This is a genomic window from Streptomyces sp. YIM 121038, from assembly GCF_006088715.1.
GTDB lineage: Bacteria > Actinomycetota > Actinomycetes > Streptomycetales > Streptomycetaceae > Streptomyces.
In genome coordinates, this window is sequence record NZ_CP030771.1 from 571,370 (window position 1) to 594,745 (window position 23,376).

The 23,376-nt window shown below is 73.8% G+C and carries 22 protein-coding genes; 14 read left to right on the plus strand and 8 right to left on the minus strand.

Annotated elements, in window-relative coordinates:
• Window positions 1-143 precede the first annotated feature (143 nt).
• Window positions 144-704, minus strand: a complete 561-nt coding sequence (locus C9F11_RS02435; RefSeq protein WP_138957675.1) for a hypothetical protein — start codon at window positions 702-704, stop codon at window positions 144-146.
• 330 nt (window positions 705-1,034) lie between these two features.
• Between C9F11_RS02435 and C9F11_RS02440 the strand changes: the two genes are divergently transcribed.
• The 6 genes from C9F11_RS02440 to C9F11_RS02465 all read left to right on the plus strand — a co-directional run bounded on the left by C9F11_RS02440 (window position 1,035) and on the right by C9F11_RS02465 (window position 6,793).
• Complete coding sequence (locus tag C9F11_RS02440; RefSeq protein ID WP_138957676.1) at window positions 1,035-1,523, plus strand: DUF5994 family protein; 489 nt, start codon at window positions 1,035-1,037, stop codon at window positions 1,521-1,523.
• Between the two features lie 311 nt (window positions 1,524-1,834).
• The gene (locus C9F11_RS02445; protein ID WP_138957677.1) at window positions 1,835-2,269 is read left to right on the plus strand and encodes an NUDIX domain-containing protein; all 435 of its coding nucleotides are present in this window, start codon (window positions 1,835-1,837) and stop codon (window positions 2,267-2,269) included.
• 77 nt (window positions 2,270-2,346) lie between these two features.
• Window positions 2,347-3,444 carry a hypothetical protein gene (locus C9F11_RS02450; protein ID WP_138957678.1) on the plus strand — a complete coding sequence of 366 codons (1,098 nt, stop codon included), beginning with the start codon at window positions 2,347-2,349 and terminating at the stop codon, window positions 3,442-3,444.
• Between the two features lie 149 nt (window positions 3,445-3,593).
• Complete coding sequence (locus C9F11_RS02455; protein ID WP_138957679.1) at window positions 3,594-4,400, plus strand: DUF4239 domain-containing protein; 807 nt, start codon at window positions 3,594-3,596, stop codon at window positions 4,398-4,400.
• Window positions 4,401-4,551: 151 nt separating this feature from the next.
• Entirely contained in the window at window positions 4,552-5,763 is a 1,212-nt protein-coding gene (locus C9F11_RS02460) for a serine hydrolase domain-containing protein (protein ID WP_138957680.1), read from the plus strand.
• A 52-nt stretch (window positions 5,764-5,815) separates the two neighbouring features.
• The gene (locus C9F11_RS02465) at window positions 5,816-6,793 is read left to right on the plus strand and encodes an SMP-30/gluconolactonase/LRE family protein (protein WP_138957681.1); all 978 of its coding nucleotides are present in this window, start codon (window positions 5,816-5,818) and stop codon (window positions 6,791-6,793) included.
• 26 nt (window positions 6,794-6,819) lie between these two features.
• Here C9F11_RS02465 and C9F11_RS02470 read toward each other — a convergent pair whose 3' ends face one another.
• The 5 genes from C9F11_RS02470 to C9F11_RS02490 all read right to left on the minus strand — a co-directional run bounded on the left by C9F11_RS02470 (window position 6,820) and on the right by C9F11_RS02490 (window position 12,371).
• Window positions 6,820-8,130 (minus strand): cytochrome P450, encoded by a 1,311-nt coding sequence (locus tag C9F11_RS02470; RefSeq protein WP_138957682.1) that lies wholly within the window; start codon window positions 8,128-8,130, stop codon window positions 6,820-6,822.
• Window positions 8,131-8,239: 109 nt separating this feature from the next.
• Window positions 8,240-9,505 (minus strand): threonine--tRNA ligase, encoded by a 1,266-nt coding sequence (thrS, locus tag C9F11_RS02475; protein WP_346347444.1) that lies wholly within the window; start codon window positions 9,503-9,505, stop codon window positions 8,240-8,242.
• A 178-nt stretch (window positions 9,506-9,683) separates the two neighbouring features.
• On the minus strand, window positions 9,684-10,094 hold the full coding sequence (locus tag C9F11_RS02480) for a cysteine/serine endopeptidase inhibitor (RefSeq protein ID WP_138957684.1): 411 nt from the start codon (window positions 10,092-10,094) through the stop codon (window positions 9,684-9,686).
• Between the two features lie 313 nt (window positions 10,095-10,407).
• Window positions 10,408-11,502, minus strand: coding sequence for a winged helix DNA-binding domain-containing protein (locus C9F11_RS02485; RefSeq protein ID WP_138957685.1), 1,095 nt, complete (start codon window positions 11,500-11,502; stop codon window positions 10,408-10,410).
• 269 nt (window positions 11,503-11,771) lie between these two features.
• Window positions 11,772-12,371 carry a short chain dehydrogenase gene (locus tag C9F11_RS02490; protein ID WP_138957686.1) on the minus strand — a complete coding sequence of 200 codons (600 nt, stop codon included), beginning with the start codon at window positions 12,369-12,371 and terminating at the stop codon, window positions 11,772-11,774.
• Between the two features lie 253 nt (window positions 12,372-12,624).
• On the opposite strand from C9F11_RS02490, the gene C9F11_RS02495 reads away from it, so the two are divergent.
• Entirely contained in the window at window positions 12,625-13,488 is an 864-nt protein-coding gene (locus C9F11_RS02495) for a LysR substrate-binding domain-containing protein (protein ID WP_138957687.1), read from the plus strand.
• A gap of 385 nt (window positions 13,489-13,873) precedes the next feature.
• Window positions 13,874-14,401 carry a GNAT family N-acetyltransferase gene (locus C9F11_RS02500; protein ID WP_138957688.1) on the plus strand — a complete coding sequence of 176 codons (528 nt, stop codon included), beginning with the start codon at window positions 13,874-13,876 and terminating at the stop codon, window positions 14,399-14,401.
• On the opposite strand, the gene C9F11_RS02505 is transcribed toward C9F11_RS02500, so the two are convergent.
• Window positions 14,392-14,574 carry a hypothetical protein gene (locus C9F11_RS02505; RefSeq protein ID WP_138957689.1) on the minus strand — a complete coding sequence of 61 codons (183 nt, stop codon included), beginning with the start codon at window positions 14,572-14,574 and terminating at the stop codon, window positions 14,392-14,394. The two genes, C9F11_RS02500 and C9F11_RS02505, sit on opposite strands and share 10 nt — an antisense overlap.
• 219 nt (window positions 14,575-14,793) lie before the next feature.
• On the opposite strand from C9F11_RS02505, the gene C9F11_RS02510 reads away from it, so the two are divergent.
• The 5 genes from C9F11_RS02510 (at window position 14,794) to C9F11_RS02530 (ending at window position 20,960) form a co-directional block, all read left to right on the plus strand.
• On the plus strand, window positions 14,794-17,517 hold the full coding sequence (locus tag C9F11_RS02510; protein ID WP_138957690.1) for a sel1 repeat family protein: 2,724 nt from the start codon (window positions 14,794-14,796) through the stop codon (window positions 17,515-17,517).
• A gap of 98 nt (window positions 17,518-17,615) precedes the next feature.
• A complete protein-coding gene (locus tag C9F11_RS02515; RefSeq protein WP_138957691.1) occupies window positions 17,616-19,763 on the plus strand; it encodes a hypothetical protein in 2,148 nt (715 codons plus the stop codon).
• A gap of 165 nt (window positions 19,764-19,928) precedes the next feature.
• On the plus strand, window positions 19,929-20,162 hold the full coding sequence (locus C9F11_RS02520; RefSeq protein WP_138957692.1) for a hypothetical protein: 234 nt from the start codon (window positions 19,929-19,931) through the stop codon (window positions 20,160-20,162).
• Entirely contained in the window at window positions 20,155-20,730 is a 576-nt protein-coding gene (locus tag C9F11_RS02525) for a sigma-70 family RNA polymerase sigma factor (protein ID WP_138957693.1), read from the plus strand. Before C9F11_RS02520 ends, C9F11_RS02525 begins: the two co-directional genes overlap by 8 nt.
• Window positions 20,727-20,960 (plus strand): hypothetical protein, encoded by a 234-nt coding sequence (locus C9F11_RS02530; RefSeq protein ID WP_138957694.1) that lies wholly within the window; start codon window positions 20,727-20,729, stop codon window positions 20,958-20,960. The genes C9F11_RS02525 and C9F11_RS02530 overlap by 4 nt, the downstream gene beginning before the upstream one ends.
• A 56-nt stretch (window positions 20,961-21,016) precedes the next feature.
• Here the strand turns inward: C9F11_RS02530 and C9F11_RS02535 are convergent, their stop codons facing one another.
• Window positions 21,017-22,243, minus strand: coding sequence for a trypsin-like peptidase domain-containing protein (locus C9F11_RS02535; RefSeq protein ID WP_138957695.1), 1,227 nt, complete (start codon window positions 22,241-22,243; stop codon window positions 21,017-21,019).
• A gap of 504 nt (window positions 22,244-22,747) precedes the next feature.
• Between C9F11_RS02535 and C9F11_RS02540 the strand changes: the two genes are divergently transcribed.
• Entirely contained in the window at window positions 22,748-23,356 is a 609-nt protein-coding gene (locus C9F11_RS02540) for a hypothetical protein (protein WP_138957696.1), read from the plus strand.
• The last annotated feature ends 20 nt before the right edge of the window (window positions 23,357-23,376 follow it).

A 23,376-nucleotide genomic window follows, 5' to 3' on the forward strand; every position in this document is an offset into this window, starting at 1 on the left:
CCGTCGCACCGCCCCTGCCAGCGGGGACGCACCGGCGTCCAGGGTGCCGCGCGGCGGGCCGGCCGGAGGATGGCCAGATGGTGACGCCGCTCAAGACCGGCCACGGCCCGACCACGGACCAACCACGCGCCGGCCACGGCCCCTCACGGGTCGAGAAGCAGTATGCGGCACGGGCCGAACAGGGGTCCGCCGTAGGGAGCGGCCGCGACGTCCCGCCAGCCCCAGGACCGCAGCGCGTCCAGGGTCCGCAGGTCGGACCGGGAGGCCACGGTGATGCCGGTGACGCCTCCATGGTCACCGAGCAGGCGGCGTTGCAGCCGCCGGGCCAGGTTCCAGTCGCGCTCCGGGGACAGTTCGCGCACCCGTGGCCGTACGACGATCTCCCGTATCGCGAAGAGCCCCGCGCTGAGGGGGAACCCGTAGGCACACGCCGTCGTAGCCGAATTCTCCGCGATCAGCAGGGAGAATCCGGGACGCCGCATGTCGAGGCGCAGACGCCATAGGAAGGCCCGGCGCAGCTGGTCCCATTCCCAGGGGGCGGTGCCGGAGTTGGCGGCGTACAGGACGCCGAGCTCCGGAAGGTGGTCGGTGACCTGGCACCGGGTCAACGGGCGGACCCGCTCCGCCTCCCAGGGAGAGGGGCCTTGCTGCCGTCTCAGTGGATGGGGCCGCTCACAGACCAGCCTGAGCGCATGCTTCGTCATCGGGCGCACCCTGTCCCAGGCGCCGTAGCGGCGGACCCGGCGTCGTTGATCGCCGAGAACGGCAGGGGCACCGAAGCCGATGCCTGGGAACCCTCGGTTCCTTCACCATACTCCTGGCCGGGACGGCATCGCCGGGGCAGGACCGGTCCATGATCCCGGCACGAACGCAGGCCTCGGCCCTGGGGCGCGGACCGCAATTCAGGGGATGCGGGCCCGCGCGGAGTACCGTGGAGGAGCCGGGAGTTCACCGCGTGCCGCCCCGCCGACACCACTCCCGCGGTACGAAGATGCCGGGCCGCCGCGCGGCTGCCCGGGGACAGGGATCGCGCCATGGACGCGCCCAACGCCCACAACCGTCCCCCGACACGCCCGCAGTACTCCACCCCGCCTCCGCCCGCCCGGCTCGCCCTGCGACCGCCCAGCTTCCCGCCCGGCCCCGTCTGCGGTGCCTGGTGGCCCCGCTCCAACGACCTGGAAGCCGAACTTCCGGGCCTCGCCGCGGCGTTCGCCACCGAGAAGGGACGGGTCACCCGCATCACCTCGCACCGCGAGACCTGGTCGGCGGCGCCCCGCAGCCTGCGCGTGCCCGGCCACACCGTGCGGGCCGCCTGGCTCGTCTCCGGGTGCGACCCGTACTCGATCCGGCTCTTCTCCCACAACCTGCGCCGCTGGGACCTGCTCGTCATACCGCCCGACACCGTCGACGCCACCGCCGCCCGGCTCATGACCGCGGCGTCCGATCCCATGAACCACCTCACCGCGAGCGCGCTCGTGGCGGCGGAGCGGCGACGACTCCCGGAGAGCGGGGCGGCCGACTGAGCCCGGCTCCCGCGCTTCTCCGGGTGGGCTGCCCGGCCCGCCCTCTCCGGGACGACCGCTCTGATCCGGCGCTTGCGCAGATGGCTGCGGTCGGCGCGGGACGACAGCGATCCGCGTCAGGCCGCCCTCGGGGGCCGCGCCCCTCACGCCCGCTACCCCGCGGAGACCGCAGCGCACGTGGATCGGCCCGGCGTCCTCCCTCGTTCTGCGTGCGGTCGGGCCCACGGCAGGAGAAGATCATGGCCGGGTCGGCCCTCCCGCTCCGCCCCGCCCCACGACGACGGCACAGCGAGAGAACCAGGTAGGCGAACATGAACACTCCTCCGCAGACCCGGGTTTCGGCCTACGCCGTCGTGGTGGAGGACGGGCGGATGCTCCTGGCCCGACTGTCCGCCGCGTCGCCCGTCTTCGCGCCGGGGCTCTGGCACCTGCCCGGCGGCGGGATCGACCCGGGCGAGCAGCCCGCGCAGGGGCTCGCGCGGGAGCTGCTGGAGGAGACCGGGCGTGAACTCCTCGACGCCAGGCTGCTGGACGCACGCTCGTACGCGGTGCGGCGCCAGGGCGTCGACTGGCACCTCGTGGGGCTCTTCTACGCCGTCACCTTGAAGGCGGGCGCCGCCACGGTCGCGGAGACCGACGGCTCGACCGACGCCGCACGCTGGATACCCCTGGCGGAGCTTCGGCCCTCCGCGCTGTCACCGGCGGCCGTGGACGCGCTGCGGCTCCTGGACGCGCCGGTCCGCTGAGCGGAACACTCCCTTGTCCCCCGTGCCACCCCCGCGGATGCTGTGTGCACACGCCACCCAGACAACGGGGGAACCTCGTGACACCTCGCTCACCGTCCCGCCGCTCGCTGCTCAGAGGAGCGGGGGCCGCCGTGCTGGCCGCGGGCCCGATCGCCCTGGCCGCGCCCGCCACCGCGGCGCCCTCCCCCGCACCGCGCCGACCGTCGCGCCGCGGGCGGGCGCGCATCGTAGCGGCCGGCGTACGGGACAAGATGACGTGGTGGGACGCCACGAGCACGGCCGCGCCGACCGTGTACCAGCCGAACAACGTCCCGCTCCTCGCCTGGCGCGGCAACCGCAACAGCCGCAACATCACCCTCGCCAACGTGATCGGCCCGCGGCTTCAGTTCGCCGGATCGAGCCTGCAGAAGACGATCCTGGGCGCGGCGTCCGACTACGCCCCGGTCTTCCTGCCGCAGCTGTCGCCCCGACGTACCGCCCGCCTCGCCTGGACCGGGCTCGAACAGCGACGCCTGGTGCACGTCGGTGACTTCGCCCTCACCGACGACCTGCGGCTGACCGGGGAGATGACCGAGCAGACCCCGGTGGGCAGCGGGCAGCTCAACGCGACGAGCGGCCCCGACCTGTCCTGGCTCCAGCGCCACCGGGTCAACGTGCTCGACGAGAACGGCCGCGTCGCCTTCGCCCAGGCCAGGGACATGACGTTCGACGAAGCGCTGCCCCTGCCCTTCCTGGGCAGCCCCCGGGGCCCGGTCCGCAACCGTGGTCTCAACGAGCCCGGCGCCCTGTGGGCTTGGACCGCGGCCGACGGCGCCCTGTGCTTCGCGCTCACCCGGTCCCCCGTGCCGACGACGGAATCGCCGACGGTGGCCCGCTCGGCGCAGTCGAGCATCTGCGAGCCGTCCCGTCTCCTCCCCTACGGCAGCTCGCTCTACATCGCCTGGACCGGCGTCGACGGCGCCGGACGCCTCAACATCGCCCCCGTCGACGTGGAGGCGGTCCGGGCCGGGAACGACCCCATCGGCACGGTGTACACGCTCCCCGAGAACAGCCTCGCCGCCCCCGCCGTGGAAGTGCAGATCGACGTCGGCAGCGGGCGCAGCCGCCTGGTCGTCTTCTGGACCGGCACCGACGGCACGGGAGCGCTCAACGCCTGCGAGGTGCTCCTGCCCTGACACCGGGGCACGGCCGCGCCGGTCCCTTCGGCCCAAGCGGCGTACCCCGTTCGTGGGGACGCCCGCCGCCGCGGTGGCATGCCCTCCGGGCCTGGGCATGATCATGACGCCCCGGGCATCCGGGCCCGCCGTCCCGGAGGTACGCGTCCGTGGTTCTCGTCATCGTCGTCGCCGTTCTCGCCCTGCTCGCGGGCCTCCTGGCGAATCGCCATCTGCGGCCCAGGCTGATCACCGCCGACGACAACGAGGGCATGGCGGTCAAGGACCTGGTCGGGCCTCTCCTGACGCTGACGGTGCTGCTGCTCGCGTTCGTCCTGGTCACCGCATCCGGCTCGTACGGGAAGGCCGAGGTCGCCTCCCGTGGTGAGGCCCGTGCCCTGGACCAGCTCGTCGAGACCGCGGAGTACGCGCCCGCGGCGCAGCGGGCCCGGGTCCAGGCCGACGCCGTCTGCTACGCGCGCGCCGTCCGCCACCAGGAGTGGCCCGCGATGGCGGACGGGAAGGGGTCGGCCGCGCCGAGCGTGTGGTCGACCGACTTCCGGCGCGCCTTCGGCGAGGTACAGGGCAAGCCGGTGTTCGGCATGCTGGTCGCCGCGGACAGCAAGCGGTCGGAGGAGCGCGAGGAACGCCTCACCCAGGCCACGGCCAGCATTCCCAGCGCCATCTTCTGGTTCCTCCTGGCGACCCTGACCCTCACGGTCGTGGCCCTCGGCATCTGCCTGCCGCGCCGGAACAACCGGGGCCAGCTGATCACCCTCGCCCTGATCACGGCGCTCCTGACGACGACGCTGTGCATCATCAGGGACGTCGACCGGCCCTTCGGCGGCATCATCGACGTGGAGCCCACCGCGATCAGCGAGGCCGAGCGGCAGGCCGACCGGGACTTCCTCATCAACCACACCGCGGCCGAACTGCCCTGCGACACCGACGGCGACCGCCGCCGCGCCACGACCTGACCCGGCCGCCGGAGCCACTCGCGCCCGCGTGCGCGCCCTCTCCCCGTGCGCCGGTCGGCCTCCACCCGGACGGGTTGCTCCGCGTGCACCGTACCGGCGTGCCAACCCCTGCCCGGGCAGCATGAGTCTTCCTGGCGAGAGGGAGGTTCTCATGGCGATGCGCACGGTACGGATCTCACTGGCCGCCGTGGTGGCGGCGGCCTCGATGGTCGCGGCGAGCGGACTCGGCGCCCCCTCCGCGGGGGCGGCGGCACCCGAGGTGCCGGACCGGGGGCACGTACGGACCCGGGCCGCCGTGGACGCCGCCGTCGCGGGCGGGGTCCCGGGCGTCCTGGCGCAGGCGCACGACGCGCGGGGCACCTGGCACGGCAACGGCGGGGTCGCCGACCTCACCACGCGGCGCCCGCCCCTGCCGGGCGACCGGTTCCGGGCGGGCAGCATCTCCAAGACGTTCATCGCGACCGTCCTCCTCCAGCTGGAGGCGGAGGGCAGGCTGAGCCTTTCGGACACCGTGGAGAAGTGGCTGCCGGGCGTGGTCCGCGGCCACGGGCACGACGGCCGCCGGATCGCCCTCCGGCAGCTCCTCAACCACACCAGCGGCGTCTACGACTACACCGAGGACCCGGGCCTGCACCTCCAGGGCAAGCAGTATCTGGCCCACCGCTACGACACCTGGCGCCCCGAACAGCTCGTGGCGCTCGCCATGCGGCACGCGCCGAACTTCGCGCCCGGGACGAGCTGGGGCTACACCACCACCGAGTACGTCCTCGCCGCGATGGTCGTCGAGCGGGCGACGGGCCGCGGCTACGCGGCGGAGGCCGAGCGGCGGATCTTCAGGCCGCTCGGGCTGCACGCCACCACCCTGCCCGGCACCCGCTCCCGCCTTCCGGCGCCGAGCGGGCGCATGTACACCAAGTTCGCCGACGACCCGGGGCACGAGGTCCACGACATCACCGAGTTCAACCCGTCCTGGGGCTGGTCCGCCGGGGAGATCATCACCAGTACCGGCGACCTCGACCGCTTCCTCACCGCCCTGATGCGCGGAAAGCTCCTCCCCCAGGCCCAGCTGGACGAGATGACGACCACGGTCCCCTCCCCCGACTTCGGCGACGGCCAGGACGACGGCCTCGGGATCTTCCGCGCCGAACTCCCTTGCGGCGAGGTCGTCTGGGGTCACACCGGCTTCCTGCCCGGCTCGCAGAGCATGGCCTACACCACCCGGGACGGCCGCCACCGTCTGGTGGCCAACTTCAACACCGACTGGGCCGGCGACGGCGACGCGGCCGGGTATCTGCTCCTGGCGGAATTCTGCGGGACCGTCCCGCCGTCCCCGACCGCTGCGGCGTCGGTTGTGGTTCCGTAAGCCCGTCGACCGCGCCGCAGCCGGTCGATCCCATCGCGGAAGGACGTACGCCATGGCAGAGCACGTCTCCGGTACTTCACGTCGAAGGGTTCTCGGCGCGGGCGCCGCCCTGGGCGCGCTCGCCGCGCTCGGGCCGCTCGCGACGGCGGCCGACGCCGCGCCCGCACGGGCCGTCTGGCCCACGGAATTCCCGCTGCCGGACGGCTTCCGGCCCGAGGGCATCGCCACCGGCCCCGGTCCGTACGCCTGGTTCGGCTCGCTCGGCGGCGGGGACCTGTACCGCGCGAGCCTCGCCACCGGGCGCGGCGAGACCGTCTCCACGGGGACGGACGCGATGAGCATCGGCCTCAAGAGCGACAGACGCGGCCGCCTCTTCATCGCCGGCGGCGGCTCGCGCCAGCTGCGCGTCGTGGCCGGGCGCAGCGGCCGCGTCCTCGCCACGTACGAGGTCGGCAGGCCCGCCAGCCTCATCAACGACGTCGTCCTCACACCCCGGGCGGCCTGGTTCACCGACTCCACGCAGCAGCAGCTGTACGGCCTGCCCCTGGGGCCCAAGGGCGAGTTGCCCGCCGCCCGTGACGTGGTGACGCTGCCGCTGGGCGGCGAGTGGATCGAGGCCCCGGCCCAGGGCTTCACCAGCAACGGCCTCGCGCGCACGCCGGACGGGCGCGGGCTGCTCGTCATCAACGTCCACGCCCACGGCGGCAGTCTCTACCGCGTCGACGTGCGCAGCGGCGACGCCCGCCGCGTCGACCTCGGCGGCAGCAAGCTCCCCGACGGCGACGGCGCGCTCCTGCTCGGCCGCACGCTCTACGTCGTCCAGCAGTTCCAGAACGCCGTGGACGTGTTCCACCTGGACGCCGCGGGCCTGCGCGGCACGGCGATCGCGCGGATCACCGACCCGCGCTTCCGCATCCCCACCACCGTCGCCGCGTTCGGCGACCGGCTGTATCTGCCCAACTCCCGCTTCGACGAGGAGCCCACGCCGACGACCGAGTACAACGCGGTGGCGGTGCGCCGGGTCCACTAGCTGGGTAGCGCCCGACCCCGGCGTCGCTACCCGGCCAGCGACGCCGGGGTCGGGCCGTCGGGGCGGACCGTGATGCTGTACGCGGACCCGTCCGGGACGGAGTGGAAGCGCGGGACGGGGCCGGGCAGCAGGTGTTCGAGGAGCGCGGCCGACTCCCGGAGGGCGAACTGCAGGCCCAGGCAGGCCCGGGCCCCCAGGCCGAAGGGGTAGTAGCTGCCGGGGTGGGTGGGGCGCCGTCCGGGGGTGGTGAAACGCCCGGGGTCGAAGCGCTCGGGGTCCTCCCAGAGGCCGGGGTCCCGGTGGGTGAGGTAGGGGCAGACCAGGACGTCGGTGTCCGCCTCGACCTCGTACCCGGCGAGGACGTCGGCTTGCGCGGCGCAGCGCGGCAGGATCCAGGCCGAGGGGTAGAAGCGCAGCGTCTCGTGGACGAGCGCCTGGACGGCCTCCCGGCGCGCGGCAGAACCCTCGGCGCCCGCGGCGAGGGCCTGCTCCCGCGCCTCCGGGTTGCGGTCCAGCAGGAGGTGGAGCCAGGTCAGGGTGGTGGCGGTGGTCTCGTGACCGGCGACGAGGAGGGTGACAAGCTCGTCGCGGATCAGCCGGTCGGTGTACTCCGGGCGCGTGCCCGCCGCCTCGACCAGGACGTGCAGCAGGCCAGGCCCTTCGGGGCCGGGCGCGTCGTCCCGGGCGGCGGCGATGGCGCGGCTCGCCACGGCGTCGATGCGGGCGAGGTCGGCGGCGACGGCCCCCTGGGGGTCGGCGCCGTCGGCGGGCAGGCTGGGCAGCGCGGCCACCACGGCGGGCACGGAGGTCAGTTCACGCTCCGTGGCGGGGTCGAGGGGGTGCCCGGTCAGGGAGCGCCAGATGGTGTCCAGGGCGAAGCGGCGCATCTCGTCGCCGACGTCGAAGACCTCGCCGGTACGGGCGTACGCGGCCCAGCGGGCGGCGGTGGTCCGGGCGGCCCCGGTGATCCGCTGCTCGTAGCGGCGCATGCCCCGGCCGGTGAACTGGGCCTGGAGCAGCCGCCGTTGCCGCTGCCACGCCTCGCCCGTCGCGGCCAGGAGGCCGTCGCCGATCAGGAGCCGGGCGCGGTGCGAGCGCTTCACGTACCGGTCGGGGTGGAGCGCGAGCACGTGCTGTACGGCCTGGGGCTCGGTGACCAGGACGGTCGGGCGCGGGCCGAGCCCGATCGCGGCGACGCCGCCGAGCTGTTCGCGCGCCCGGGCGAAGAGGTCGACGAGTTCCCCTTCCCGGGCCCGCCACTCCCGGACGGCGGCGGGATCGAGCTCGGGGATCCGGCGGCCGGTCGGGGACGGGCCGGGGCGGGCGTGGGTGGCCACGTGGCTGCTCCTGTTCAGCGGCTGTACGCCGACACGGGCGGGTGCGGGCTTCACGCACTGTAGGGGAGCACGAGCGGTGGGCGACAGCCCACCGGCCCGTGCCCCGGAGTCACGAAGTCCCCTCGTCCCACAGGTCGGTGCCCCGGGCCCGGACGACTGCCTCGACACGGGTGAGCACGTCGCCGTCCGGCCGTGGGCCGAGGCGTCGTCCGTCGCGCAGGCGCAGGGCGACGTGGTCGTCGGCTGCCTCCTTGGGGCCGATGACGGCCTGGTAGGGCACGAGGCGGGCCCGGCGGACGCGCGCGCCGAGGCTGCCGTGCTCCGGGCCCACGACCTCGGCGCGCAGGCCCCGTTCGGCGCAGCGCCCGGCGAACGCCCGCGCGTTCGGCATCTCGGCGTCGGTGAGGGGCAGGACCGCCAGCTGGGTGGGCGCGAGCCAGGCGGGGAAGGCGCCGCCGTGCCGCTCGACGAGGTGGGCGACGGCCCGCTCCACGCTGCCGATGATGCTGCGGTGGACCATGACCGGGCGGTGCTTGGCGCCGTCCGCGCCGACGTAGTGCAGGTCGAACTGCTCGGGCTGGTGGAAGTCGACCTGCACGGTGGACAGGGTGGACTCGCGGCCCGCGCTGTCGGTGACCTGGACGTCGATCTTGGGTCCGTAGAACGCGGCTTCCCCTTCCGCCGCTTCGTAGGGGAGCCCGGAGCGGTCGAGTACGCCGGTCAGGAGGGCGGTGGCGCGCTCCCACTTGTCGGGGGCGGCCACGTACTTGCCTCCGGCGCCGGGCAGGGAGAGACGGAAGCGGGTGGGGGTGATGCCGAACGCCTCGTACGCCCGGCGGATCATGTCCAGGGCCGCGTGCGCCTCCTCCTCGACCTGGTCGAGGGTGCAGAAGACGTGCGCGTCGTTGAGCTGGATGGCACGCACCCGGGTCAGTCCGCCGAGCACGCCGGAGAGTTCCGAGCGGTACATGCCGCCGAGTTCCGCCATGCGCAGCGGCAGTTCGCGGTAGCTGTGGGAGCGGGACCGGTAGATCACCGCATGGTGCGGGCACAGGCTCGGGCGCAGCACGACCTGCTCGCCGCCGAGGTCCATCGGCGGGAACATGTCGTCGCTGTAGTGCGCCCAGTGCCCGGAGATCTCGTACAGCTCGCGCTTGCCGAGCACGGGCGAGTACACGTGCCGGTAGCCCGCGCGGCGCTCGGCGTCGCGGACGTACTCCTCCAGGGTGTGCCGGAGGACCGCGCCGTCGGGCAGCCAGTACGGAAGTCCCGCGCCGATGAGCGGGTCGGTGTCGAACAGGCCGAGCTCGCGGCCGAGTCTGCGGTGGTCGGGCATGGCGGTCTCCTCGCGGACGGAAGGGGCGGGTGACCACAGGACGAAGCCCCGGGGCACTCACCCCGGGGCTTCGGATCAGGACGTCTGTCAGCGCGCCGGGATGCTCTCCGGCGTCGTCGTCATCTCTGCGCGCTTCATGCGGGGGACGGTAGCAAGCCACGTCGGCGCCCGCACCGCGTTTTCCGTCCGCCGGGCGGACTCGCGCCCCCGCCGCCGTCTACCGTACGAACTTCCAGGTGAGGCCGCTGATCACGCCGGTCTCCAGGGGCGCGAGGCGGCGGAACGCGGCCTCGCCGAGGTCGATGTGCGTCGAGGCGCAGGACGGGCACTTGTCCCGCACCGGCACGGTGATCGTCCTGCCCTGGTACGTCACCCGCACCTCGACGCCCCGGCACAGCGGGTCGTTGTTCGGGTTCGGGCCGGTCCACCAGGCGGCGGACACGGCGACCAGGTCCTGGGCGGTCGGGTCGAGGGGCGTGCCGCAGGCTCCGTAGCCCTTGATGCCGTAGTACGTGGCCTTGCCGGACATCGGCCGGCCGATGGGTATGTCGGCGCGCGCGGGACCGGTGCTGAGCGCGACACCGACCACCGCGGTGGCCAGGACACCGCCGCATCGACTGAGCCTCATGACGTGACACCCCACTCTCCTTGCGAACGCCCACCTGTCGAGGGCGCTTTCACGAGGAGTGAGCATGCGGAGGCCGCGCCCGCGCGGACAAGAAGCCGTCGGCACGAGTGGCCTCAACCTGTCGTAACCCAGGGGCACTTGCCACCCACGCGCCTCACGGCTGACACGTGCCGCCCCGGTTGCGGCGCGGAAGTCGGCCGAGCGGCACAGCCACGGGCGACGGGAATCGGCGAACGGCTCGATGTGGCGGGCGGGCGACCGTCGGGGGACGGACGGCGGCCACGGTGCGTCAGCGCGCCGTCGGCGGGGACGCTCAGTCCGTCGCGATGCGTACGCGCTCGCAGGCCCCGTCCGAGAGGAACGCCGACAGCGCCCTGCCCTCTTCGGTGACGGCGGCGCGCTCGGCCCGCGAGACGCGGCGCAGCGGGGTGACCGTCACGGTGTCGTCCCGCACGGTCCAGGTCGCCGCGACCCTGCCGTCGAGCAGGACGACGCGGGCACCGGCGACCGACAGGCCGCGGTGGTCGTCGTCGATGATCCGGCCGCGGTCCTGGTAGCCGAGGATCGCGTTGTCGAACGCGGGCAGGAAGCGCACCGGGGCAGGCGTGTCGGGGTCCGGTCGGGGCGCGTCGGGGAGGTCGAGCAGCTCCCGGCCGCGCTCGTCGCGGAAGGCGACCAGTTCCCCGCGGACGGCGGCGACCGCGGCCGGAAGCCCCGCGAGGCCGCTCCAGGCGCGCAGGTCGGCCGTGGCGGCCGGGCCGAAGGCGGCGAGATAGCGGCGTACCAGCGCCTCACCGACCGGATCGGAGCCCGCGGGCGACGGCGGCGCGGCAGCGCGTCCCAGCCAGGCGGAGAGCGGGAGGTTGCGCACGCCCGCCTTGGTGCGCCACAGCCCGCGCGGCGGCACCTGCACCATGGGCACGAGCGCGGCGATCAGCATCTCCCCCAGGGCGCGGGGTGCCGTGTCCGGCCAGCGCCCTGCGACCGCCCGGGTGAGTTCGGCCATGGTGCGGGGCTCGCCGTCGGCCAGCAGCGCCCGGCCCGCCGCGGCGAGTTCGTCGAGGTCCACCCCTTCGAGCTCGCCGCGGTAGACCCCGAGCACCCGCTGGCGCAGCATCGCGTCGTGCCGCGACCGCCAGGCCAGGGCGTCGTCGGCGGTGACGAGGTGGACCGTGCGGCGCATCAGGTGCGTGCGCACCACGCGCCGCTCGACGAGCAGGTCCGACAGCTCCCCCGGCGCGAAGGCGCGCAGGCGCGACCAGAGTCCGACGAACGGCTCCTGCGGCTCCTGTGCCTGGAGTCCGCCGAGGTGCGCGACGGCGTCGAGGGCCGGTAGGTCGGCGCGGTCGAGGAGCAGTTGCCGGGCCAGCGTCGCGCGCCCCAGCGCGCGGGCGTCGAGCACGGTCACCGGGCCGCCTCCGCGCGCCGGTTTCCGGTGCGGCCGTGCGGAGAGGACGGCACTGGTCCGTCCTCACTGGCTCGTCGGCTCGTGCTCACTGGTTCGTCCTCACTGGCTCGCCCTCGCTTCGGGATCACGCGTCCTTCGGTCGGTGATCACAGTGCCAGGAATCGCGGTCAGCCTGTGTCCGCAATGCGCGCCGCCTTCCGTTCGCGCCGCGCCTCACACAGGCGGCGCGGCGCCCCGGCCCGGACGCGGGCCGGGGCCCTCGGCGTCGCCTAGCGCACCCGGTACACCTGTCCCGTCTGCGCGCCCTCGACCGCGCGGACGTACGCCGTCGCGACGCGCGCCGCGGGGACCGGCTCCATGCCCGCGAAGAACGGCCCGTACGCGGCCAGGGACTCCTCGGCCACGGTCGGGCTGACCGCGTTGATCCGCTGCGGCGGGAGCTCGATCGCGGCGGCCCGTACGAAGGCCTCGACGGCACCGTTGGCCGCGGACGCGGCGGCGCCCGCCACGATCGGCTCCTCTGTGAGGATGCCGCTGACCAGAGTGAACGAGCCGGTCGCCGCCACGTGCCGAGCGCCCTGGCGGACCAGTTCCAGCTGGGCGACGGCCTTGCCGCGGAACGTCGCCGTGACGTCGTCCGCCGTCAGGTCGGCCAGCGGCTTGAACACGGCGTCGCCCGCCGCGACGGCCACCGCGTCCAGCGCACCGGCCTGCGCGTACATCCGGGCCACGGCCGCCGGGTCGGTGACGTCGCAGATCAGGTCGCCGCCCGTGCGGCCGACGCCGATCACCTCGTGGCCGCGCCCCGTGAGCGCCTCGCGTACCGCGGAGCCCAGCGTGCCGCCCGCGCCGACCAGAAGAATCCTCACAGTCCACCCTCCAATGCCTCGAAGACGAATCCCCCCGGGATCGCGAGCCGAGATCCGCAGGCCAACGGACCCGCAGACCCGCAGACCCGCAGACCCGCAGATCCAGCAATGCGCAGATCCGGCGATACCGGGAGGCCCGGGGAGCGCCCCCGGGGAAAGCCGGGTGAACGGTGAACCACCCGGCGGACCCGACGCTACGGATCGCGCTCCGCGCCCGGAAATGCCGTCTGGGCAGGGACTATGCTTCGTACGCATGGATGTGGAGCTGCGTCACCTCAAGGCCCTGACCGCCATCGCCGAGGCGGGCACCGTCACCGCCGCGGCCGCCCGGCTGCACATGACGCAGCCCGCCCTGTCCCGCACGCTCGCCCAGCTGGAGGCCCGCGTGGGGGTCCGGCTCGTCGACCGCTCCTCCCGGCAGCTGGACCTCACCCCGGCCGGGGCGACCCTCCTCGGGCACGGGCGCGCCATCCTCGCCCACCTCGACGCGGCCCTCGCCGACACCCGGGCCGTCGACCGGCCGCTGCGGCTCGGCTACACGTGCGCGGTCCTCGGGCAGCAGACCGTCCCGCTGCTCCGCTCGTGGCGGCGGGGGCAGCCGCACGCGCCGCTCGAAGTCGTCCGGCAGGACAACAGCACCGCGGGCCTGGCCACCGGCGACACCGACGTGGCGGTGCTGCGCACCGTGCCCGCCGACCCGCGCATCCACACCGAGGCCCTGTACACCGAGGACCGGGTCGCCGCCCTGCCCGACGACCATCCGCTCGCGGCCCGTGAGCGGGTGCGCCTGGCGGAGCTCACCTCCGGCCCGGCCCTCCCGCTGGCCCTGTGGCCGGACACCGGCACCGCGTCGGTGGACCTCTGGCCCCCGGCACAGCGCCCGCACCGCACGGTCGAGGTGCGCAACGTCGACGAGTGGCTCAACCTCATCGCCACGGGCGGCGCGTTCGGCGTCGGCGCCGCGGGCACGGCGGAGAGCCACAGCCACCCCGGGGTGCGCTTCGTCCCGATCGACGACGCCCCCGCCGCCACGGTCTACCTCGCCCGCCCGTCCCACCCCACGCACCCCCGCACGGAGGAGTTCCTGGCGGCGGTACGGGAGGTGGTCAGCGCCTGAGCCATGCCCGACGGGTTCGCTGGATTCGGCCGGGTTCGACGTTCCGGACGTACGCACGGCGGCGCCACGGTCCGCTCCCGCGCCCGGAAGAGGGTGTGGAGCGTGCGTACGGAGACGTGGTGCCGGGCCGCGACGGCGGGCGGGGTCAGGGCGGGATCGGCGAGGTTGTCGTCGATGAAGGTGTCGACGCGGGCCAGCAGCATCCGGGTGCGGGCGGAGATCCGGCCCACGACCGGCGCGGGCTCAAGGTGGACGACGCGTCCCGCCAGGCCCCCCGGCAGCGGCGGCCCCGGTGCGACGACGGCTCAGCAACGTACAGCCGCGCTCGGCACCTCGAAGCGAATCTGTAATACCCAACCTGGCAGTTCACTCCTATACTGCGGGCATGCAGTCGACCACCATCAGACGTGCGGCCGAGCAGGACGCAGAGCCGCTCACCGCCCTGGTCCAGGGCTCACGTGCCTACCAGGGGCAGTACGCCCCCATGGTGTCGGGCTACCGGGTCACTGCCGACTACCTCGCTCGGCACGAGGTGTTCACGGCCGTCGACCCGGCCGGGCACCTCCTGGGCTTCTACGCGCTGGTGCTCGAACCGCCGGAGCTGGACCTGATGTTCGTGGCGGACACCGCGCAGGGGTCGGGCGTCGGGCGCCTCCTGGTCGCGCACATGAAGGAACGGGCCGCGGCGGCCGGGCTGACCCACGTGCGCGTCGTCTCCCACCCCCCGGCGGAGAAGTTCTACCGCCGTCTGGGAGCGGAGCGCGTGGGAACCGTCGCTCCGCTGCTGCCGAAGGTCACCTGGGAGCGGCCGGAGCTGCGGTTCGCCGTCGCCGCTCCGTCGCCGCTCCGCGAAGCACGGCCCCCGGGGGCAGGTGTCGCGGACCCCGTACCGCCGACGGCCCGTCAGCGATAGGCCGCCACCGCGCTGACGTAGAGCGCGCAGGCGCTCGCGGTGGCTCCGCCGCCGATGAGGAGGGCGTGCGCCACCGGTGTGCCGCCGCGCCAAGCGGTCAAGGCCGCAGCCCCACCGAGGTGGAGGGCCGCGGAGAAGGCCAGCAGGAGCGCGAGGAGTTGGGTGGCGGTCATCGGGTGGTCCTTCCGTCGGGGCCCCGTCTCGCGGGGCGCGGTCGGCAGCACACTGCGCGTCCGACGGCGTGTCCGGCTGCCCTCCGCGCGGAATCAGCCGTCCCGGCTGCGCTCCCGCTGATGGGGAGCCTAGGCTTCGGGCATCCGGTGGTGGCTGTTCGCGACGGCCCGGCCGGTCGGCGGCGGCAACGGCGGGATGAGGCGGGCCGGTTGGAGGACGTGTTCGCACGGTTGCGCCGGGTCGGCGCGCTCAAGCGCGGCCGTCTCGACGGCGACCCCTCGGACCGTCGACTCGCCCGAGCCGCCGGGGTCTCGCACGGGACACCGGGCGCGTGGCTCGACGGGCGACAGCTTCCGCAGCGCATCGACCCGCTCCTCGCCGTCCTCGACGAGATCCGGACGGAGGCCGCCCGCAGAGGCCTCCTCGCGACGCGGGCCGACGCCCTGGGGGCCGACACCGTCGGCGAGTTGCTCGACGAGCGGCGGTGGCGCGCCGCCTTCGAGGCCGAGCGCGGGCACCGCAACGAGCGTTCCCGCCTGGAGGCGGAGCGCCAGCGGGCGCGCGCCGCGCTGGAGCGTGACGGGCTACGGGCCCGCCAGGCGGCGCTCGCCGACCGGCCCCGCCCGGTACGTCAGTGGCCCGCGGGACGGCTGGGAGTCCACCCGGCCATCCCCGGCCGCACCCCCGTCCCGGGCCGCGCCCCGATCCCCGGTCCCGGCCACAGCTCGGCCCCCGCCGCCGACCCCACCCACGCCCACGCCCACGCCCACGCCCACGCCCACGGCAACAGCCCGACGGCCGCCGAGGACAGCGGATTCGTCCTGCCCCGTTACGTGCCCCGCCCGCACGACGTACGACTGCGGCGCCTCCTCGCCCCGGCCGTCACCGACGGGGCTCCCCCGATCCTGGTGGTGGTGCAGGGGCCGTCGTGCGCGGGAAAGACCCGCACCGCCTACGAAGCCCTCCAGGTGGCCGTCCCGGCAGGCTTCGACCTGCTCTTCCCCGCCGACACCGACAGCCTGCTGGCCACCCTCGCGGCCGACGCGCTGCCGCCACGGACCGTGCTGTGGCTCAACGAGGCCCAGCACCACCTCACCGACCCGCAGGGCGAAGCCGCGGCGGCCGCGCTGCTCCGCAGGCTCGACGGCGAGGGCCCGCTCGTCGTCATCGCCACGCTGTGGCCCGAGCACGCGGAGGCGCTCACCCGCCCGGCGTCGCACTCCGGGGACGCCCACCGCCACGCGCGGGCCCTGCTCTCCCAGGCCCACTGGGTGGACCTGTCACGGACGTTCGCGTCGGACCTGGACGCGGCCCGGGCCGCCGCGGCCGAGGACGCCTCGCTCGCCGAAGCCGTGGCGGCCGGTGCCGCCGAGCTGACCCAGGTGCTCGCCGCGGGCCCGGACCTCGTGCGCCACTACGAGCGGGCCGCGGGCCCCCACGGCCCGTACGGCAGCGCGCTGATCAGCGCGGCCATGGACGCCCACCGGCTCGGCGGAGTCGGCGCCCTCCCCCTCGCCTTCCTCGAAGCGGCGGCCGTCGGCTACCTCACCGACGCCGAGCGCGCCGCCGCCCGCCCCGACTGGTTCGGCCACGCCCTGGCCCGTGCCCGCACCCTCATCAAGCACACCACCAGCCCCTTGCAGGACGTCCCCCACCCGACCGGCATGGGACGGCTGCCCGGCACGGCGCGCCTCGCGGACTACCTCCAGCACCACGGCCGCCACGCCCGCCGGTTCCACTGCCCGCCCGACTCCTTCTGGCGCGCGGCGCGCGAGCACCTCACCCACCCCGAAGAGCTGCTCCGCCTCGGCGACGCGGCACGGTGGAGGGCCCGGTACGCCCACGCCGTGCGGCTGTACAGCGCCGCGGCCGACGCCGGGGAGTCGTACGCCCTGATCCGCCTCGGGCAGATGCGGGAGGACAACCTGGACATGGAGGAGGCCCAGAGGCTCTACCGCCTGGCCGTCGACGCCGGGAACACCGACGGCCTCCTCTGTCTGGCGGCCCTGTGGGAGGACGCTTGGTGCTGGGAGGAAGCCGAAGAGCTCTATCTGCGGGCCTCGGCGGCGGGGGTCGAGGACGCCCTCGCCTACGCGGGCCTGATGTGGGACGGGGCGGGCGAGCCCGCCAAGGCGTGGGCCACGTACGAACGGGCCCTGCGGTCGGGCCACACCGACGTCCTCATCTTCATGGCGCAGTCGCGGCGGCGCGAAGGCGCGCCGGAGCAGGCGGCCGAGCTCTACCGGCGCGCGGCCGACGCCGGACACACGGACGCGCTCCACCAGCTCGTGTGCCTGTGGGAGGAGACCGGACAGCAGGAGGAAGCGGACCGGCAGCTGCGCCGGTTCGCCGAGGACGGCGACACCTCGGCGTTGCTCAACGTGGCCCACATGCTGGGCGAGTCGGGTCAGCCGGAGCGCGCTGAACGGCTCTATCTGCGCGCCGCTTCGGCGGGTGACGACCGGGGCTGGTACCTGCGCGCCTTCATGTGGGAGAAGGCCGGCGGCCGGGCGAAGGCCGAGTCGTCCTTCCGCGCGGCCGTGGAGTCCGGGGACCTCGCCGCGCTCCTCCAGCTGGCCCGCTCGCGGGAAGCGGGCGGAGACATCACCGGCGCCGAGGCCCTCTACCGGCAGGCCGTCGACGCCGAGGCCGACAGCGAGGCCATGCTGTGCCTGGCCCGGCTCCAGGAAGCGGCAGGCGATCGTGAACGGGCCGAACGGCTGTACCTCATGGCGGCCGACACCGGCGACGTCCGCGTGGCCTCAGCCGTGCTCGCGCTGGCCCGGCTGCGGGGTGCGGAGGAGGAGGCGTATCTGCGGTTCGGCCTGGCGGCCGACGGCTCCGCGAGCGACCCGTGGGAATGGCCGCTGACGCCTGAGCCCGTCCCGGCCGCCTCCGTCCGCGCCGCCGTGACCGACCACCCCGCCCCACGCTGTGATTGACGTCCGTCCCGTGATTGACGTCCGTCCCCGCCTGCGATAGGAACTCCGGACACACCATTGACAGCGTTGTCATCACTGCGGTGCAAGGAGAGACGGCCATGGAACAGAGACCGACGGCGGCGACCGTTGAGCGACGCGCTTTCCTCAAGATGCTCGGTGCCGCGGGGGTGACCGTGGGCCTGGCCGGGACGGTGTCGCTCGCCGGGGCGGCCGGGGTCGCGTACGCCGCCGAGGAGGGCCGGGTCCGCGCGCCCCACCAGCCGTACATGCACGGGTACAACGCGGCCGGGCTCAAGTCCTGGACCCCCGCGTCGGATCCGTACGCGCGGTACTTCCGCTCGCGGGTGCCGCTCGCCTCCCGCATCGCCCCCTTCGCCGCGACGCAGGCGCGCCCGGCCCTGGCCTCCGAGGCCCAGGTCATGAACATGTCCTACGACTACGACAACGCCTTCTTCACGGCCTACCGCCACAACGACCAGTACGCGCGCAGGCTGCTGAGGTTCTGGCAGTACAGCGATCTGTACAGCTCCTGGCACGGCATGCCGGTGGCGGGCTCGTCGACGACCGACCCCGAGCACGGGCTCATCAACCTCCCCAACCCCGCGTACACCGACGCCGCGCACCGCAACGGCGTCAAGTCGCTCGCGGGGTGGTTCTGGCCGCGGAACGGGTCCTTCTCCGCCTATCTGGAGCAGCGGTCCGACGGTTCGTTCCCCGTCGCCGACAAGCTCCTGGAGATGGCCGGCTACTTCGGGTTCGACGGCTACTTCATCAACCAAGAGGCGTCCATATCCAGCGCGGACGCGACGCGGCTGATGGCGTTCCTCAAGTATCTGCGGGCCAAGGCCCCGGCGGGGTTCCATCTCCAGTGGTACGACTCGCTCACCACGAGCGGTCAGCTCGCCTACCAGAACCAGTTCAACGACGCCAACGCCCCCTGGGTGCGGCACCAGGGCGCTCCCGTCAACAACAGCATCTTCATCAACTACGCCTGGAACGCCTCCCGGGTGGCCGCGTCGGTCGCCACCGCGAAGCGGCTCGGCATGAAGGTCCACGACGTGGTGTACCTCGGCACCGAGAACGAGAAGTACGGCTTCAACCCGCCCTACGACACCCGGCTCGTGTTCCCCGAGGGCGGCCGTGCGCAGACGAGTTGGGCCCTGTTCGGCACGCACATGGCCTGGGCGAACAACCCCGACCGCGGCGACCCGGACAAGCAGCAGAACACCTTCGTGCGCGAGCGGCGCTACTGGTCGGGCCCCAACGAGGATCCCACCCGCACCGGCAGGACCGAGTACGTCCCCTGGCCCGACAACGGCCGGCCCAACGACCCCGACAACCACCGCAAGTGGGACGGTGTCGCGCACTACATCGCCGAGCGGTCGGTGATCGGCTCCTTCCCCTTCGTCACCCGCTTCAACACCGGGCACGGCCGGGCGTTCTTCCTCGACGGAGTGCGCCGCTCCGACCGCGAGTGGAACAACGCCGGGGCCCAGGACCTGCTGCCCACCTGGCAGTGGTGGGTGCGCGGCGAGGGCGACGGCGCGCCCGCCACCGTCGACTACGACCCGACGACGGCGTACGACGGCGGCTCCTCCCTCCTGATCTCCGCGGCGCGCGGGTCCGCCCGCGCCACCACCGTCCGGCTCTTCAAGACGGGGCTGCGCGTCACGGGCGGCGAGAGCGCCCGCCTGGTGTTCCGCACCGAACGGCCGGGCCAGGACAGCGGTCTCGAACTGGGGCTCGTGTTCGAGGACGCCCCGGACCGCACGTCGTGGCTCGCGGCCGGTCGCACGGCCGCCTCCGGCTGGACCACGGTCACGCTGGCGCTGGACGCCTTCCGGGGCCGGACCGTCGCGGCACTGCACCTGCGCGTCTCGCCCCCGGCCGGGGACGCGTACCGCCTCAACCTCGGAGAGCTGGCCCTGCTCCCCGCAGGCTCCTCCCAGCCCCCCGCGCGGCCCACAGGCTTCACGGTCGAGAAGGCCCACCCGGACGCGGCACGCACCACCGCCGAGGCCTTCCTCGCCTGGGACTTCGCGGACTCGGGCGTCTGGTACTACGACGTGTGGCGGCTGCGCGCCGACGGCACGCCGGAGCCCCTCGGCCGCGTCTACGACGACGTCCACTACGTCAAGTCCCTGACCCGCGAGGGCACCGAGACGGCCACCACCTTGGCCTTGGTGGCCGTGTCCCCGGACGGCACACGCTCAGCACCGGCCACCGCGCGGGTGACCTGGGCCTAGCGACGACGCACGCCCGGCGCGAGGTCCCGGCGGGTGGGGGCCTCGCGCCGGGCGCGCTCGCGTGCGGCCGCGGGCGGTGATGTCACGCTCGGCCCTCCTGGATGCACTACTTGGTGTATCGGGTGCTGCGCACCGTGGAACGGCTGCACGGATGGAGACCTTGCCGTGGTGGAACTTGCTTTGAGCGGCGTGCTCGCCGCACTGGCCGGCGCGGTCGTGCGTCTGCTGCATCAATGGATCCGATGCCGCACTGTCGTACGGCTGACCCGGCTGCACCAGCAGGGCACGAGTGAACGCGCACGGCACCTCCCCGCAGGAAGCCGGATGACCGAGCGCCTGGCGGGGCGGGAGACCACCATCGAGATCGGCACACCCCACCCGGGCGGCAGCCATGGATGAACCCACGACCGTCGAGGACGCGGTGGCCAAGAGGGTTCACAAGCACGCCCCACGGCGCCCCACCGAGGGAGCGCAACTCCTGGGGCACCGGGCCGAGTTCGCACTGTTCTACTACCGGCACGCGACGGGCCTGACCCGGTTCGTGATGCGGCTGGGCGCCACCCCTCACGAGGCAGCCGACGCCGTCCACACCGCCTTCACCGAGGCCTTCCCGCGCTGGGCGGCGATCACCGCGCCGCACGCCTGGCTGCGCACCGTCTCAGCGCGCAGCTACCTTCGCCAGACGGCACGGCGGGAACGCCCCACCGCGCTGCTGCCGGATCAGCCCGGCGACTCCTCCCCGTTCGAGGCCGTCACCCTCAAAGAGGAAGAGCAGCGCGTCTACACCGCCTTGGCCGCACTGCCCCCGCGGCAGCGACACGTCATGGCCTGGCACCTCGACGGCTTCACCCATGGAGAGATCGCCGAGGCACTGGAGATCACGCCGGCGGCGGTCCGCCAGAACTACGCCCGCGCCCGAGCGGCCCTCAAGCAGTCCCTCGGCCTGGCCTCCAAGGAGCGGCGATGACCGACCACACCCCCGGCACCGAGTACACCAGCGACGACGCCCTGCTCGATGAGCTCCTCACCCGCGCCGAGGAGGGCGTACTCGCGGCGCTGTCCTCCCGCGTCGACCCGGACTCGGGATTGGCGGACATCTTCTTCCAGCACCCCCTGCGACGCGCCTCAAGGCGCACCCAACGCCGCACAGCACGGCAGGCCCCCGCGGGGCAGGCCCAGGAAACACAGCGCCCCTGACCCCGGCGCGCGCACGCGGGACCCACCTGCGTGCGCGCGGAGCCGCACGGCTCGGGTCAGGACGGGTTGAGCTTGATGGCGAAGGCGTTGAAGATGTCCCAGACGTCGACCCAGACGACCCAGGTCGGGTATCCCGTCCACCCTCCGCGGACGATTCCGTTGAGCTCCCGGGAGTCGGGGTGGTTGACGGTGATCACGGGGCCACCGCTGTCGCCGCCGCGGGCGGCCGTGGCGCCGTCCTTCTGGACTCCGACCGTCGTGATGACCCCGGCGTGGTCGAACTCCACGTTCGTCACGCGGATGCCGCAGACCACCTTGGAGTTGTAACCCAGCTGGCAGACCTCGTCGTTGACGATGTTGCTGCGGACGCCGTTGAGGTACCGCGTGTAGCCGGTCGCGTCGAGGCCGTCCCAGGTGTTGCGGTACGTCGGCACTTCGATGAAGGCGGCGTCCACCTGCGGGAGCACCCGCCAGACGTTGCCCACGTAGCGACCGCCGTTGGTGCGGACATCGGCGCCCTGGGCATAGCAGTGGCCCGCGGTCACCAGCCACTGCCGGCCGTCCCAGGTGCTGACCGCGGGGATGCCGGACGTGCAGTGCGACTCGGGGTTGCCCGCGTTGTCCAGGGCCGCGCCCGCGTAGAAGGGCGAGGAATCGTCCTGGCGGGTGTACAGCAGGGGGCCCGAGCCCCGTCGCCGGCCTTGCAGGACGTCGTAGCGCGGTGTCTCGCCGTTCGCCAGGCGGGCCGCGGACGCGGTGGCGAAGTACTCGTCCGCCTTCGCGGCGTCGCTGGCCACGACCTTGATCTCGGTGCCGTCCACCGAGTGCCCGATGCCCTGGATCTCGAAGGGAAGCCTGGATCCGAGGCTCTTGAGGCGGTTGATGTGCCGGAGGAGTTCCGTACGGCTCGACGGTGCGCTCTTGACCTCGACGAGCCCGAGGTCGGCCTTCGGTGCGCGCCGCTTCACCTGGGCCAGGAACGCGTCCTTCTTGCCGGGGTCGGTGAGGAAAAGCTCCACCGTGCGGTGGCCGGGGGCGATGCGTACGCCCGTGAACACGTCCTGGCGCTGTTCCCTGCCGACCTGCTGCGCGGTGCTGCCGACGAGCCGCAGCGGGTTGAGCACCGCGGCCTTCTGCCGGTCCGTCATGCGGTCCAGGTCGGCCTGGGACAGCGGCGCCCGCCCCGGGGGTTCGGCGGAGGCCGAGCCGGGGGCGAGGGACGTCAGGAGGAGGAGCGAAAGAGCTGCGGCCGGGATCCCGTACCGCCGTAAGTCACCATGCATGTCACCCTCCACAGGGTCACTGCTCTGATCCACAGAGGAACTGCTCTGGCCCACAAGAAAACCGCTCTGGTCCACAGGGGAACTGCTCTGCCGGACCCGGCAACGGACGCTAACAGCAGCGGAATTCACGGGCACAGCAGGAGCGCACGGCTGGCCGGATGCGGCACACGGAACGACCGGCTCCCGCACGGTGGTGCGACACGGGGTGCCATTGGGGTGCACGCGGCGGCCGCCGCCCGGCGCGGTCGGCGGCCCGGACAGGCCCACGCCACTTCGGGCGGAGGCTGCCGCGCCCCTCACGCCCGAGCACCGGCGCGACACGTTCCCGTACGGCCCCGACAGACCCTTCATCACGGTGAATTAACGGCGATCCGGCCCTTCACCACTTCTACACTGATGTAGATTCCTTCGCGATCTCCCTCCGGAAGGAGCCCTCGGCACGACGCCTTCGCCGGGGGCCGGACGCGGGCACGTCGAAGGAAGAAGCCATTGCCTCACGCCGAGATGTCGGAGAGTTCCGCCGCCCTTGAACGCACCCTCGAACAGGCCCTGCGGTCCCGCGAGTTCAGGGACGCGGCCGGCCGCAGCGGCCACGTCCCGAACGCCGTACAGCTCCGTACGCGCGCCCGCGGGGCCCGCCGCGCGATCCTGGCGAAGGCCGACGAGGAGTACTCCCGCTATCTGCGGGCGCGGGCCACGGCCGCTGCCTACCGGCCCCGCAGGCGATGCGCCGGCGCGGACTGCCGGTCCGGCGGCGGCGCCGCGCTCCTGTCCACGCTCGTACCGGTGCTCTCGGCCGTCACCGCCGAGGCGCTCCTCCTCACTGGATTAGCCCTGGCCGCCTTCACCGAACGGCAGTACCTCCCGGAGGCCTTCATGACCGTGGGCCTCATCGCCGCGACCGTGGCCGTGGGGTCGGTCCTGCCGAACCTCGCCCGGCTGTCCGCCCGCGCGCGGCACCGTCACCCGGGACCGGTGGCCGCCGGTCCGCACACCCCCGACGGCACCATCGAACAGGCCCGCGCCGCCTGGCACATGGCCCTCCTGGAGCGGGGAGTCATGCCGTTCCTCCTCGGCTGCCTGACCGAGGTGCGGCCCGAGGACACGGGGTAATCGGACGAAGTGCGATACAT

What these genes read in the sequence shown, in the direction of transcription:
- C9F11_RS02460 (WP_138957680.1), top strand. Translation starts at nt 4,552, where the DNA reads ATGGCGATGCGCACGGTACGGATCTCACTGGCCGCCGTGGTGGCGGCG.
- C9F11_RS02440 (WP_138957676.1), top strand. Translation starts at nt 1,035, where the DNA reads ATGGACGCGCCCAACGCCCACAACCGTCCCCCGACACGCCCGCAGTAC.
- C9F11_RS02530 (WP_138957694.1), top strand. Translation starts at nt 20,727, where the DNA reads ATGACCGACCACACCCCCGGCACCGAGTACACCAGCGACGACGCCCTG.
- C9F11_RS02525 (WP_138957693.1), top strand. Translation starts at nt 20,155, where the DNA reads ATGGATGAACCCACGACCGTCGAGGACGCGGTGGCCAAGAGGGTTCAC.
- C9F11_RS02515 (WP_138957691.1), top strand. Translation starts at nt 17,616, where the DNA reads ATGGAACAGAGACCGACGGCGGCGACCGTTGAGCGACGCGCTTTCCTC.
- C9F11_RS02465 (WP_138957681.1), top strand. Translation starts at nt 5,816, where the DNA reads ATGGCAGAGCACGTCTCCGGTACTTCACGTCGAAGGGTTCTCGGCGCG.
- C9F11_RS02500 (WP_138957688.1), top strand. Translation starts at nt 13,874, where the DNA reads ATGCAGTCGACCACCATCAGACGTGCGGCCGAGCAGGACGCAGAGCCG.
- C9F11_RS02495 (WP_138957687.1), top strand. Translation starts at nt 12,625, where the DNA reads ATGGATGTGGAGCTGCGTCACCTCAAGGCCCTGACCGCCATCGCCGAG.
- C9F11_RS02540 (WP_138957696.1), top strand. Translation starts at nt 22,748, where the DNA reads ATGTCGGAGAGTTCCGCCGCCCTTGAACGCACCCTCGAACAGGCCCTG.
- C9F11_RS02435 (WP_138957675.1), bottom strand. Translation starts at nt 704, where the DNA reads ATGACGAAGCATGCGCTCAGGCTGGTCTGTGAGCGGCCCCATCCACTG.
- C9F11_RS02535 (WP_138957695.1), bottom strand. Translation starts at nt 22,243, where the DNA reads ATGCATGGTGACTTACGGCGGTACGGGATCCCGGCCGCAGCTCTTTCG.
- C9F11_RS02445 (WP_138957677.1), top strand. Translation starts at nt 1,835, where the DNA reads ATGAACACTCCTCCGCAGACCCGGGTTTCGGCCTACGCCGTCGTGGTG.
- C9F11_RS02505 (WP_138957689.1), bottom strand. Translation starts at nt 14,574, where the DNA reads ATGACCGCCACCCAACTCCTCGCGCTCCTGCTGGCCTTCTCCGCGGCC.
- C9F11_RS02480 (WP_138957684.1), bottom strand. Translation starts at nt 10,094, where the DNA reads ATGAGGCTCAGTCGATGCGGCGGTGTCCTGGCCACCGCGGTGGTCGGT.